Source organism: Nocardiopsis ganjiahuensis DSM 45031 (genome assembly GCF_000341085.1).
Classification (GTDB): Bacteria; Actinomycetota; Actinomycetes; order Streptosporangiales; family Streptosporangiaceae; genus Nocardiopsis; species Nocardiopsis ganjiahuensis.
The window spans coordinates 292,178-304,229 of the sequence record NZ_ANBA01000009.1 but is presented as its reverse complement, the minus strand read 5'-3'; the positions used below and the strand labels follow the sequence as shown (position 1 = coordinate 304,229).

The 12,052-nt window shown below is 71.0% G+C and carries 11 protein-coding genes and 1 CRISPR repeat array; of the genes, 4 read left to right on the top strand and 7 right to left on the bottom strand.

What is annotated here, in order from left to right:
• Positions 1–137 precede the first annotated feature (137 nt).
• Positions 138–1,136 carry a sigma-70 family RNA polymerase sigma factor gene (locus D458_RS0112500; RefSeq protein ID WP_017587093.1) on the top strand — a complete coding sequence of 333 codons (999 nt, stop codon included), beginning with the start codon at positions 138–140 and terminating at the stop codon, positions 1,134–1,136.
• Between the two features lie 14 nt (positions 1,137–1,150).
• Here D458_RS0112500 and D458_RS0112495 read toward each other — a convergent pair whose 3' ends face one another.
• Positions 1,151–1,780: a PadR family transcriptional regulator gene (locus D458_RS0112495; protein ID WP_026119237.1), complete on the bottom strand. Its 630-nt coding sequence runs from the start codon at positions 1,778–1,780 to the stop codon at positions 1,151–1,153.
• A 168-nt stretch (positions 1,781–1,948) separates the two neighbouring features.
• Here D458_RS0112495 and D458_RS0112490 point away from each other — a divergent pair, with 168 nt between their 5' ends.
• The gene (locus D458_RS0112490; RefSeq protein ID WP_017587091.1) at positions 1,949–3,175 is read left to right on the top strand and encodes an FAD-dependent monooxygenase; all 1,227 of its coding nucleotides are present in this window, start codon (positions 1,949–1,951) and stop codon (positions 3,173–3,175) included.
• A gap of 18 nt (positions 3,176–3,193) precedes the next feature.
• On the opposite strand, the gene D458_RS0112485 is transcribed toward D458_RS0112490, so the two are convergent.
• Both D458_RS0112485 and D458_RS0112480 read right to left on the bottom strand, forming a co-directional pair.
• On the bottom strand, positions 3,194–4,111 hold the full coding sequence (locus D458_RS0112485; protein ID WP_051049682.1) for an alpha/beta fold hydrolase: 918 nt from the start codon (positions 4,109–4,111) through the stop codon (positions 3,194–3,196).
• Positions 4,112–4,116: 5 nt separating this feature from the next.
• Positions 4,117–4,485 (bottom strand): VOC family protein, encoded by a 369-nt coding sequence (locus D458_RS0112480; RefSeq protein WP_017587089.1) that lies wholly within the window; start codon positions 4,483–4,485, stop codon positions 4,117–4,119.
• A 119-nt stretch (positions 4,486–4,604) separates the two neighbouring features.
• Between D458_RS0112480 and D458_RS0112475 the strand changes: the two genes are divergently transcribed.
• Entirely contained in the window at positions 4,605–5,240 is a 636-nt protein-coding gene (locus D458_RS0112475) for a TetR/AcrR family transcriptional regulator (protein WP_017587088.1), read from the top strand.
• Positions 5,241–5,542: 302 nt separating this feature from the next.
• A complete protein-coding gene (locus D458_RS0112470; RefSeq protein ID WP_017587087.1) occupies positions 5,543–6,718 on the top strand; it encodes a UDP-N-acetylglucosamine--N-acetylmuramyl-(pentapeptide) pyrophosphoryl-undecaprenol N-acetylglucosamine transferase in 1,176 nt (391 codons plus the stop codon).
• A 212-nt stretch (positions 6,719–6,930) separates the two neighbouring features.
• Positions 6,931–8,431: a CRISPR direct-repeat array (repeat unit 29 nt; unit sequence CTGCTCCCCGCGCACGCGGGGATGGACCC).
• Positions 8,432–8,513: 82 nt separating this feature from the next.
• On the opposite strand, the gene D458_RS0112465 is transcribed toward D458_RS0112470, so the two are convergent.
• The 4 genes from D458_RS0112465 to D458_RS0112455 all read right to left on the bottom strand — a co-directional run bounded on the left by D458_RS0112465 (position 8,514) and on the right by D458_RS0112455 (position 11,929).
• Positions 8,514–9,644, bottom strand: coding sequence for an rRNA adenine N-6-methyltransferase family protein (locus D458_RS0112465; protein WP_017587086.1), 1,131 nt, complete (start codon positions 9,642–9,644; stop codon positions 8,514–8,516).
• On the bottom strand, positions 9,641–9,790 hold the full coding sequence (locus tag D458_RS36735; protein WP_160168051.1) for a hypothetical protein: 150 nt from the start codon (positions 9,788–9,790) through the stop codon (positions 9,641–9,643). The genes D458_RS0112465 and D458_RS36735 overlap by 4 nt, the downstream gene beginning before the upstream one ends.
• A 740-nt stretch (positions 9,791–10,530) precedes the next feature.
• Positions 10,531–11,064: an ATP-binding protein gene (locus D458_RS0112460; RefSeq protein ID WP_026119236.1), complete on the bottom strand. Its 534-nt coding sequence runs from the start codon at positions 11,062–11,064 to the stop codon at positions 10,531–10,533.
• Between the two features lie 103 nt (positions 11,065–11,167).
• Positions 11,168–11,929 (bottom strand): DUF5753 domain-containing protein, encoded by a 762-nt coding sequence (locus D458_RS0112455; RefSeq protein WP_239647946.1) that lies wholly within the window; start codon positions 11,927–11,929, stop codon positions 11,168–11,170.
• Between the last annotated feature and the right edge of the window lie 123 nt (positions 11,930–12,052).

Sequence of the window (12,052 nt, the reverse complement as noted above, 5' to 3'; positions counted from 1 at the left end):
GCGGGCCGACCGGGGGCAGACACGCGCCCGGGAGGCAGGCGGGTGGTGGGCCGGGGAGCGGTGAGCGGATCCGCCAGGAGAACTGTTCGCAAAGGAAGCACACGGACCCGTGTGTTCTGTCGTAGGGGAGGCGTAACGTGACGGCCGTGGTGGAACACGTGATCGGGACGACCGACCAGGACTTCGAGCGGCTCGCCGCTCCCTACCGCGGGGAGCTGTACGCGCACTGCTACCGCATGCTCGGCTCCGTGCACGACGCCGAGGACCTGGTCCAGGAGACCTACCTGCGCGCCTGGAAGGGCTACGACCGTTTCGAGGGCCGCTCCAGCCTGCGCACCTGGCTCCACCGGATCGCCACCACGGCCTGCCTCACCGCCCTGGAACGGCGCGGCCGCCGACCCCTGCCCACCGGGCTCGGCGGCCCCACCAGCACCCCCGAGGGCGAACTCGCCGACCGCCCCGAGCTGCCCTGGCTCGAACCGCTGCCGGACACCCTCGCCGGCCTCGACACCAACGACCCCGGAGCCGTGGTCACCGCCCGCGAGACCGTGCGGCTCGCCCTGGTCGCCGCGCTCCAGTACCTCCAACCCCGCCAGCGGGCCGTGCTCATCCTGCGCGACGTGCTCCGCTTCAGCGCAGCCGAGGTCGCCCGGACCCTGGACACCTCGGTCCCGGCCGTGAACAGCCTCCTGCAGCGCGCCCGCGCCCAGCTCGGCCGGGTCACACCCGACGAGGACAGCGTCCCCGAACCCCGCTCCGACCAGCGCGAGCTCCTCGACCGCTACGTCGCCGCCTTCGAGGCCTACGACATCGGCGCGCTCACCGAGCTGTTCACCGCCGAGGCCGCCTTCGAGATGCCCCCGTTCGCCACCTGGGTGCGCGGCGCCGAGCACATCGGACGGCTCGTCGCCACCCACTGTCCGGCCCAGGCCCCCGGCGACCTGGCCATGGTGCCGACCTCCGCCAACGGCCAGCCCGCCTTCGGCATGTACCTGCGCGCGCAGGACGGCACCCACCGGGCCTTCGGCCTCCACGTGCTGGAGCTGTCCCCGGAGGGCGTCAGCCACTGCACGGTCTTCTTCGACACCACGCTGTTCCCGCTCTTCGCCCTGCCCGAGGTCCTGCCCCGGCGCTGAGCGGCCGAGGGGCCCTACACCTGGTCGGGATCGGCCGGTCCCAGGCGTGCGGACACGGCGTCCAGCCACTCCCTGTCCCAGGCGAGGCGTCCCGCGCGCAGGTCGTCCACGAGGCCGTTCACCCAGCGCAGTTCGGTCTCGGTGAGCGCGTTCTGGTACTCGTCCTCCAGCATGAACATGCGCGGCAGCCCCATCTCCCCGGCCCGCTCGGCGTCGGACTCGGCCTGCCGTAGCCGGGCGCGCAGTTCCCGCGCCCGTTCCTCCAGGTATCCGGCGGCCCGCTCCGGGGTCAGGTGCGCCAGCGCGGCCAGCGCCACGGGGAACTCGGGGAACTCGCGGGCGGGGGTGCAGAGCATCTCCCGCAGCCACTCGTCCAGGATGTCGCGCCCGGTGCCGGTGAGCCGGTAGACCGTCCGCTCGGGGCGGCCCGGCGCGCGTACCCGGTCCGCCACCTCGACGAGTTCGGCGCGCAGCAGCCGGTCCAGGGTCTGGTACACGCTGTTGCGCTGCGCGATGTTGACGATCCGGTCCTTGTGCCGGGCCCTGATCAGCTGCTGCATCCGGTAGGCGTGCATCGGCTCCTCCGCCAGCAGCAGGAGGAGCTGCACCGCCAGCGGTGAGCGGCGCTGGGTCCGAGATGCCACCCGGTCACCTCCACTTCTTCCGTGCGCCTGTCATGCCCGGTGGCCGGGCTCCGGGCCTTTCGCCCCGCGGCCCGCGCCCGGGGGTTGATGCCTTGGCCATTCTATGTATAGTCATTATATGACTATCAAGTTCGAACAGGCAGGCAAGGCCAACAGGGAGGGGCGGACATGACCAGGGCACTGATCATCGGAGGCGGTGTGGCGGGGCCGGTCGCGGCCGTGGCGCTGCGCCGGGTCGGAATCGAGGCGGTCGTCCACGAGGCCCACCCCGGGCCCGGGGACGACATCGGCGCGTTCCTGACTCTGGCCCCCAACGGCCTGGCCGCCCTGCGCACCCTGGGAATGCTCGACGCGGCGCGACGGGCGTCCTCCTTCCCCACGACCGGCATCGAGTTCGTCAACGGGGCGGGCCGCAGGCTCGGACTGCTCCCCGACGGCTCGGAGAAGGGACCGGCCGAGCTGCGCACCGTCACCGTCAACCGCGGCGCCCTCCAACGCGCCCTGGCCGAGGCCGCCCGGGAACAGGGCGTGCGCATCGAGTACGGCAGGAGGTTCGTCGGCTACACCGAGACCGCCACCGGGGTCGTCGCCGAGTTCGCCGACGGCACCACCGCGGAGGCGGACCTGCTCCTGGGCGCGGACGGAATCCACTCACCCGTGCGGTGCGCCATGGACCCCGAGGCGCCCGACCCCCAGTACACCGGCCTCCTCGGCATCGGCGGCTACACCCGGGTCGAGGGCGTCGCGCCCACCCCGGAGGCGAGCACCCGGATGGTCTTCGGCAGACGGGCCTTCTTCGGCTACCAGACAGCGCCCTCCGGAGAGGTGTTCTGGTTCGCCAACCTCGGGCACTCCGAGCTGACCCGCGAGGAGATCGCCGCCCGGGGCGACGACGCCTGGAAGGAACACGTCCTGGACCTCTTCGCGGACGACCACCCGGACGTCACCAGGATCCTGGCGGCCGCCGAAGCCGAGCGCTTCCGGCCCCTGGGCACCTACGACCTCGCGTCCCTGCCCCGCTGGAGCCGGGGCCGGGTGGCGCTGCTGGGCGACGCCGCCCACGCCGTCTCCAACTCCAGCGGACAGGGCGCCTCCCTGGCCTCGGAGGACGCCCTGGTCCTCGCCGCCTGCCTGCGGGACCTGCCCACCCCCGAGGAGGCCTTCACCGCCTACGAGCGGCGCCGCCGTGAGCGGGTGGAGCGCATCGCCGCCGAGGGCCGCAGGCGCGGCAACCAGAAGACCGGTTCCGCGCACCCGGCGGCGCTGCTGATGCGCGACCTCACCCTGCGGGTGGTGTTCGCGATGATCGCCCGGTTCGGCAGCCACGCCTGGATCAACGACTACCGGGTGGACTTCGACCAGCGCGTCCCGGCCCCCGCCCCGGGACCGGAGTGAGGCGCGGCCGTCGGGGCGTCAGGCGCCCGCGAGTACGCGGCGCAGGGTCGAGGTGAAGGCCTCCGGCTCGGCCTCGTACCCCAGGTGGTCACCGGGGAAGGCGACCGGATCGACCCCGAGCGCCTCGGCCAGGGCCGATCCGATGTCGTGGATGTCCTGGCCCACCGAGCCCTCACCCAGCCCCACCGTCACACGGGTCCCGTCGCGCCGCAGGGCCTCCACGTCCGGGCGGTACAGCGAGAGCGGCAGCATCCCGTGCGCGAGGAAGTACTCGAAGTTCCCGCTGACCCGCTCGAAGGTCGCGGCGTCCTCCTCGCTCATCGGCGGGGGACCCTCGCCCCCGGCGTCCGGACCCTGCTGATCCGGGCCGTCCAGGTCGTTGAGCCCCAGGAACAGGGCGATCCCGGCCTCCACCCCGTCCCGCAGGTAGGTCTCGTGGATCTCCCGGTCGTGCGCGAGGACCTCCGACGGGTCGTCCAGCAGCATCACGCACGGCGGTTCGTGGGCCACGACCGCGCGCACCAGCCCGGGGTGCAGGGCGGCCAGGGCGAGCGCGATCTGCGCACCCCCACTGGTCCCGAAGACGTACGCGGGGCCGCCGCCGAGCGAACGGATCAGGCGTGCGGCGTCATCGGCGTGCACGTCGAGCCGCTGGTCCCCGTCGGCCGCGTCCCCGGCGACCTCGTCCAGGACGCTGCGCGAGTTGCCCCGGGGGTCGTAGGCCACCGTCGTGTACCGGTCGGCCAGGCGCCGGGCCGGGTCGGCGAGGACCCCGGCGTCCTGCGGCCCGCCCGGGATCAGGATCAGGAGCGGGCCCGAGCCCCGCACCTCGTGGTGGATGCGGGCCCCGGGGACCCGGAGCGAGCGTTCGCCGGGGGAGTGGTCCCCGACCGGTCGGTCCGCGCTCACGTGCTCTCCGTGGGTGTGTGCGCTCATGACGGTCACCCGCGCCCTTCGCTGAGCACCATGCGGTTGCCCTCACTGTCCCGGAACTCGGCGACGGTGACCCCCGGCATGTAGGGGGCCTCCCCGGGCTCGGTCACGATCTCCACGCCCTTGGCGCGCAGGGCCTCGACGGTGCCCTTGACGTCGTCCTCGACCAGTACCAGCACGGGGTCGGAGGAGGGGGCCTCGCTCTGGCGGGGGACGAAGTGCAGGGCGGTGCCGGCTCCCGCGAAGCCGAGCTCGATCCACCGCCGGTCCCCGCCCATGGAGGCGTCGGCGACCACGTGGCAGCCGAGCTTCTCGGTGTAGAAGGCCTTCGCCCGGTCCTGGTCGGACACGGGGAGTTCGGCGAACTGCAGGTGCATCGTGGGTGCCTCGATCCCTCAAAATTCAAACTGGACGGTCCAGTACTCTGGATGTATGCCAAACTAGACCGTCCAGTACCCAAAGGTCAACAAAATCCGAGGAGAGAAGGGAAGGACACGTGCAGCAACCCCCCGAAGGGCGTTCGGCGCGCAAACGGCGCGCCATCCTGGACGCGGCGGAGGAGATCTTCCTGCGCGGCGGCTACCTGGGCACCAACATGGACGAGATCGCGGCGCGCTCCGAGGTGTCCAAACAGACCGTGTACAAGCACTTCGGCAGCAAGGAGAACCTGTTCGTCGAGATCGTCAGCCACATGACGACCGGCGCGGGCGACCTCGTGCACGTCGACGACCCCGACCCCGTCCCCGACGGTGACCTCGCCGACTACCTCTGCGACTACGCCTACCGTCAGCTCACCGTGGTACTGACCCCGCGCCTCATGCAGCTGCGCCGCATGGTCATCGGGGAGGTGGCCCGCTTCCCCGAACTCGCCGAGACCCTGTACCGGAAGGGTCCCCAGCGGGCGATCGACAACCTGGCGGGGATCTTCGACCGCCTGGTCGCCCAGGGGCGCCTGTCCGTGGCCGACACCCGGGCCGCGGCGTCCAGGTTCAACTGGCTGGTCATGTCCGAGCCCGTCAACCGGGCCATGCTCCTGGGAGACGGGGGCATCCCCGAAGCCGAGGAGCTCCAGGCGCACACGGTCGAGAGCGTCCGCGTCTTCCTCGCCGCCTACGGCGTCTCCCCGGACTGATCCGGAACACGGGGCCGGAGCTCGGGAGAACGGGCTCGTCACCGGCCTCCTTGACCTGCGGCGCGGACCCCGACCGGGTCGCGTGAGGGGAACAGATCGGGCCCGGGCACGGGCCTCTACAGCAGGCGTGTGACCAGGGCCCGGATGAGATTTGTCCCGATTCGCCCCGCCCGCTGGCGCAAAGGGCCCCCGAACGCGGCTACCGTGCTCATGGGCCGTGATCCCCCCAGCCAGCCGGCGGCCCTCCTACTGACCATTTCTCCCACTCGCGGGGCGACCGCGGGTAGCCAGATGGGAAACGCGTGAACAGCACCAACGACCGCTCGCCCCGGGACCTGCGCCTCATCGTGACCGGAGGGGGTACGGGTGGCCACACCTACCCCGCGCTGACCGCCGTCAACGCGCTGCGGTCCCGGTTGGAGTCGACCGGCAACACCCTGGAGGTGCTGTGGGTGGGCGCGGCCAACAGCCTCGAACAGCGCGTGGCCACCGACAACGGCATCGCCTTCGAATCGGTGGCGACCGGCAAGATCCGCCGGTCCAAGAACCCGATCAAGATGGTCTCCCCGGCCAACGTCAAGGACATGACCAACGTTCCCCGAGGCGTGGCCCAGGCGCGTTCGCTCGTTTCCGGCTTCGCCCCCGACGTCGTCCTGGCCACCGGCGGCTACGTCGCCGTACCCGTGGGGCTCGCCGCCCGCATGTGCCGCCGCCCCCTGGTCGTGCACGAGCAGACGGTACGCCTGGGCCTGGCCAACAAGGTCCTGGCCCGCGCCGGAGCCCAGATCGCCGTGTCCGCCAAGTCCTCCGTCGCACTCCTGCCCGAGGGCTCCCAGGACACCGCCGTGGTGACCGGCAACCCGGTCCGGCCTGAGGTCCTCACCGGCCAGGCGGACCTGGGCGCCAAGGGGCTGGGCTTCACCGGTCACAACCCGGAGCTGCCCACCGTGTACGTGACCGGTGGGGCGCAGGGTTCGGCGCAGATCAACACCAACGTCCGCGACATCCTCCCGTGGCTGCTCGCACGGGCCAACGTCGTCCACCAGTGCGGCGCCAACAACGTCGAGAGCCTCCGCGAGAGTGCCCAGAGCCTTCCGCCCGGCCTCGCCGAGAGGTACCACCTCACCGCCTTCGTCGGCCCCGAGCTGCCCGACGTGCTGGCGCTCGCCGACGTGGTGATCTCCCGCAGCGGTGCCGGCACCATCGCCGAACTCACCGCCCTGGGCAAGGCCGCGGTCTTCATCCCCCTGGCCTCCTCCGCCGGCAACGAGCAGGCCCACAACGCCCGCCACCTCCAGGAGTCGGGAGCGGCCATCGCCCTCCTCGGCGAGGTCAACCCGCAGAACCTCCAAGCAGCGGTCGAGCCCCTGCTCGCTGACGCGGCCACCCGCGACGCCATCGCCGAGAACGCCCGTTCCCACGGCCGCCCGGACGCCGCCGAGCGCCTGGTGGACGTGCTGCTCACCGCTGCTGGCTAGCGGTAGGGGCGGGAGAGCAGATAGGCAGAGGAGGGCCGCCCGGGAGGGCGGCTCTTTTCAGATGTCCCCTGAGTAAGTTCTACTGTTGGGATGGCAGGACGGTCGAAGTAGTGATTTTTCATGGTCTTTTGGGTGATTTGTTCTTGGTGTCCAAGTTTCAACAACTTGCAGATTTGAGGGGTCTCGCTCCACAAACTCGCAGGTGAACAAGACTGCTCCCCACGCACGCGGGGATGGACCCGGCGGACCGATCGGGCTGAAGGGCAAGCCCCACTGCTCCCCACGCACGCGGGGATGGACCCCGGCGTGAGTTTCAGGTCGGTCACATCCGGGGCTGCTCCCCACGCACGCGGGGATGGACCCACCGCCGCGTAGATGAAGGTGACGGCCATCAGCTGCTCCCCGCGCACGCGGGGATGGACCCGCCACCACTACGGGGTCGACATGCTCGATTTCCTGCTCCCCGCGCACGCGGGGATGGACCCTTCGAGGCGGTAGATCTGACGGGCTGTGAGGCCTGCTCCCCGCGCACGCGGGGATGGACCCGTGATCGCGCCTGCGTTCAAGGCGATCGGCGCCTGCTCCCCGCGCACGCGGGGATGGACCCACGCCGCCGCTGGCCCTGGACGAGGTCCGGGACCACCTGCTGCTCCCCGCGCACGCGGGGATGGACCCCAAACCCCCCGGGGGCCCTGGCCACCCCACCGCTGCTCCCCGCGCACGCGGGGATGGACCCACGGGACGAACGCGGGGTGCCCGTCCGGGTAGCTGCTTCCCGCGCACGCGGGGATGGACCCACGTCCGGGTTGGTCACCCTGTGGCCCTCTTCCTGCTCCCCGCGCACGCGGGGATGGACCCTTGTAGGACGTGCCCCTCTTCAGCCCGCTGTGCTGCTCCCCGCGCACGCGGGGATGGACCCCCGCTCACGGATCTGCTCCACCCGGTGGGTGACTGCTCCCCGCGCACGCGGGGATGGACCCGTTGACCCCGACCCAGCGAACGGGTCCACGACCTGCTCCCCGCGCACGCGGGGATGGACCCTGGTTCACCATCGTGGCGCGGTCAAGGCCGCCCTGCTCCCCGCGCACGCGGGGATGGACCCCACGCGCGAAAGCCCATTAACTGGGTAATCAACTGCTCCCCGCGCACGCGGGGATGGACCCGAGCTGGCACCGCACTGCCCGGTGTCCGAATCGCTGCTCCCCGCGCACGCGGGGATGGACCCAAGGCGATCTGACATGCAGATCGGCTCAGAGTCTGCTCCCCGCGCACGCGGGGATGGACCCAGGCGGCGGATGTGCTCGTCGCCGGGCAGCTGCTGCTCCCCGCGCACGCGGGGATGGACCCGTGCCGCTCGCGGGCGCCGTCCCGGCGCGCGGCTGCTCCCCGCGCACGCGGGGATGGACCCACGCAACGGGGGCGCCCGCCGGGCATGGCGGGCTTCTCCCCGCGCACGCGGGGATGGACCCCGGGCGGTGCCGACCGTGTAGGAGCGCAGCTCCTTCTCCCCGCGCACGCGGGGATGGACCCGGCAACGCCCCCGAGGACGACGACCCCGACGGCTTCTCCCCGCGCACGCGGGGATGGACCCGCGCACGGGGCAGGCCGCGCACAGCGAGACCACTGCTCCCCGCGCACGCGGGGATGGACCCAAGGAGGCCTGATATGCCGGTCCTGTTCGACACTGCTCTCCGCGCACGCGGGGAGGAGCCCATCTCCGCACACCTCGCCAGCCTCGCTGTCCCACCGGCCACCCAAGTGAAACCGGCAGCCGCATCCGATCCTCAGGCTGAGGTCAGGGCATCGATGAAATGACGTTCGCCGCTTCGTCCAACCAGACGGTCTGCTGGTCCACGGACACGGTCATACCGAACCGGTCGATGGCGGGGCTGCCGGAGTCGAGCCACCACTGATAGGCCGCCTCGAACTCCGCGAACAGGTTCCGGGGCCCGTAGTGGCGAACCTCGTGGGAGGTCGAGCCCGGTTCTACGTGCCAGGAAGCCCAGGAACCGCTGTCGGGATCGACCAGGTGCACGACGAACTGCTGGTCGTCGCCGCTCTCGGGGAACTCGATCGTGTTGATCACGGTGGACATGTGCAGCCCGATCGCGAAGCTCGCGTCGAACGCCAACGGAGCGTTCGGTTCCATGCCGGTGCGTCTGGCCCTGAACTCGTGCTCGTCGCTGACGAAGGTCGCCACCGCTTGGCCGAGGGGCCGTCGGCCTCGCGCCCACATGAAGGCGGCGTCGCCACAGAACCGTCCGCTCGCAGTGCCGCGCTGGCCGACCTCCAGGTCAGCCAGCACCCCGTTGTGGAAGGCGGTGCCCCAAGGGGTGAGGATCCTTCCGCCCGGCTGGCTCTGGGCGATCCAGTGGTAGGGCACCCGCTTCACTGCCGCGGTGCTGATCACCCGGTCGAACGGGGCGCGTGCGGGCCAACCCTGTGCCCCGTCACCCGTGACGACCAGAGGTACGAACCCGGTGCCGATGAGGTTGACGCGTGCCTGCTCGGCGACGGTCGGGTCGGCCTCGATGGTGGTGACCTCCTCCTCGCCCAGGAGGTGGGAGAGCAGTGCCGTGTTGTACCCGATTCCCGTACCGACCTCCAGGACCCGCATGCCGGGACGGAGGTCGAGTCGGCGCAGCATGTCGGCGACGACGGAGGGCATGGGCGCCCAACCGCTCGGATATCCCCTGCAGTCCTCGACGCCGTCGTCCACCCGGGTGATGAGAGGGGTGTCGTCGTAGGCGACTCCGAGCCACTGTTCCGGAGCGCCGGCCCGGTCCACGGAGGTGCCGTCGGGCAGGGTGACCTGGTCGGGCAGGAACCTGTGGCGCTCCACGAGTTCGAAGGTGCGGCGCCAGCGGGGAGAGAGGACGCCCTCCTGGAGGAGGTGGGCGACGAGCTTTTCGTGTGAGGGGATCATTGCTTGTCGTGCCTCTCGTGCTTGCCGCCGTGGGAGCCGCTGCCTTCGGGGGTTCGTGCGGGGGAGGGGCGAGTGGGCCGGTGTCCGTCGCTGTCGGTGAGCTTCGGGTGCTTGTCCGCGGTGGCCCGGGGGGTCGGGATCTTCAAGTCTGTCCTCTCAAAGGGGGGTCTGCCGCGATCACTCGGTGGGCGGCATGTTGGGAGGCGATAGAGCCGTACGGGCCGATGCTGCCCGGCCCGCGCGACTGGTTGGTCAACCCGGTGCAGCGGCCCTCCGGAGGGAGATCGAGCGTCCGGTGGCCTTCGGCCTCCCGGATACCATCCTCACCTCTTCGGGCCCCTTTCGTGGGTGGAATGAGGCGGTTACAGCAGGAATGAGAAGACGTGCTGGATCAGGGCGCCCGCTGCGGTGGCCAAAGCATAAGCGCTCAGGGACCAACCGATTCTCCGGCGGGGCTTGCGATGGCTGTGCGGACGCCGGGGCAATGGCGGGAGTTCACGTCCGGGCCGGGAAGGGTTGTCGTCGGGAGCCGGACGCGGGGGCGGCACCGGACCGGGGGATCGGCGTCGCTGAGCGGCCACGTGCATCCAGGTAGGCAGTTCCCCGTAGAGCAGGCGATGCTCCACTCGGGGATTACCTCGCATCTGTGCGAGCACCTGCTCATGATGGGTGAGCGTCTCCGGTCGGGCATCGGAGCGCGTGTGCGCGCCGACGGGGGTACCGGCACTGTCGGGGGTGCTGGTTCGGGTTCGGTCAGGGGCCGGAGCTGGGGCAGGGCTGTGGCTGGGGGCAGGGGCGGCGGAGGAGCGGGTGCGGTTGAAACGCTGGCCTCGCGGGGCGGAGAGCACCTGCCGCACTCCAGCGGCCACCGGCACTGGCGACGCGGTCATCGGTTCCACCCGTCCTGAGCGAAAGCGAGCGTGAACTCGGCCCAGATGACAGTGCCCAGCCCCTCACAGAACGGGAAGTCGACCACCTGTCGGGTCCCCCAGGAAGCGGCCAGATGGTCGATGAGCAGCAGGCCACGGCCGCATTTGGCCTCCTCCCACTCCTGCGCCGAACGCTCACGCGGGATCGCCGGGACCTGAGATCGGTCGGGGCGGTGCCCGTCGTCGATGATCTCGACCCGAACCCTTTCCCGCGTCGGCGCGGCCAACGTTCGGATCACCAGGCCCTCGGGCTCGGTGCCGGACCGGGAGTGGTCCACGGCGTTGGCGAACATCTCGCTGGCGCACAGCACCATCGCCTCGGCCAGCTCCGGGTTCAGGCAGGGCAGCCGGTACAGGTCGGCGAGCAGGTCGGAGCGGACCCCACTGGCCTGGGTCAGGCTTCCGGGATAGACGCGGGTGGGCCAGCGGCGCACCGGTTCGGCTTCGGGGCGGGTGTGTTGTGCGGGTCGGGGTTGGGGCACAATGGCCATGTCAATCACGCTTTCTCTTTTCAGCGAGTGGAACTGGTTGACCTGCTCTGGGGGTGTTGTCGCACCCGCCAGAGCTTTTTCGTGCTCGGGCTGCCGGCGTGGGCTACTTCGCGAGTGCCCGCGTCAGTGTCGAGCGGATACGGGAGGCGAGTTCGACCAGCCGCTGCTGGGACTCCTCCACCGGCAGCGCGGCTCCTTGGAGAGTGGCGAACAGGTCCGTGTAGCTCTTGACCTGGGATACGCAGTTGATGATCTGACCCTGGCCGCGCGGGTGGGGGACGTAGGCCAGGGTGTGGCTGGGGGAGTAGGACAGGGTCCAGAACGCTCCGCCCAGGCCGGGGTGGAAGGCGGTGCTGGTCGGGATGAGGTGCACGCTGATCCCGACGGTTTGGGCCAGGTGATGCAGGTGCACCAGTTGAGCACGCATGACCTCGGGCTCGGTGGAGCTCCGGGTGAGGGCGGTTTCGTTCACGACCAGGCAGTGAAAGGGTGCTCCACCCGTGCCAGCCGTGTTCAGGCGGGGCAGGTGGGGGCTGTCGGAGTCCAGCCGAGCCGAGTCCATGGGGTGTTCGACCTGATCCAGGGCGGCCTGGTAACTGCTGGTCCGGTAGGGGGCGGGCAGAACGAGGGGCGCGTAGGCGCGTACCTGGAAGGTTTCTGGGAGGACGTCGGTGATGGTTGCCGGTCGTTGGAGGAGTTCGGTGAGGTGGGTTCGCGCCCAGGCGTCCCACAGCCGACCACCGCAGCTCAGGGTGCGGTCCAGGTCCTGAGCCAGCCGCCTGCCGGGGTCCAGGTCTCCGGCCTCCACTTCCTGGAGTAGCTCCGGGGTGGTCAGGGTGATGTCGGCGAGCATGCCGAGCCGCAAGTGCTGCTGTTTGCGCGCGGCCCACACCCGAGCTCCGAACCCCTCCCACCTCGTCCCCGGTTCTTCCTGTGGCCCATCGCCGTTACCCACGTCTATCCCGCGGTCACACGACATGGCTGTCCC

Bases quoted from the DNA above. Each gene is read 5' to 3' on its own strand.
- D458_RS0112490 (WP_017587091.1), top strand. From the start codon at position 1,949: ATGACCAGGGCACTGATCATCGGAGGCGGTGTGGCGGGGCCGGTCGCG.
- D458_RS0112485 (WP_051049682.1), bottom strand. From the start codon at position 4,111: ATGAGCGCACACACCCACGGAGAGCACGTGAGCGCGGACCGACCGGTC.
- D458_RS0112480 (WP_017587089.1), bottom strand. From the start codon at position 4,485: ATGCACCTGCAGTTCGCCGAACTCCCCGTGTCCGACCAGGACCGGGCG.
- D458_RS0112465 (WP_017587086.1), bottom strand. From the start codon at position 9,644: ATGATCCCCTCACACGAAAAGCTCGTCGCCCACCTCCTCCAGGAGGGC.
- D458_RS0112460 (WP_026119236.1), bottom strand. From the start codon at position 11,064: ATGGCCATTGTGCCCCAACCCCGACCCGCACAACACACCCGCCCCGAA.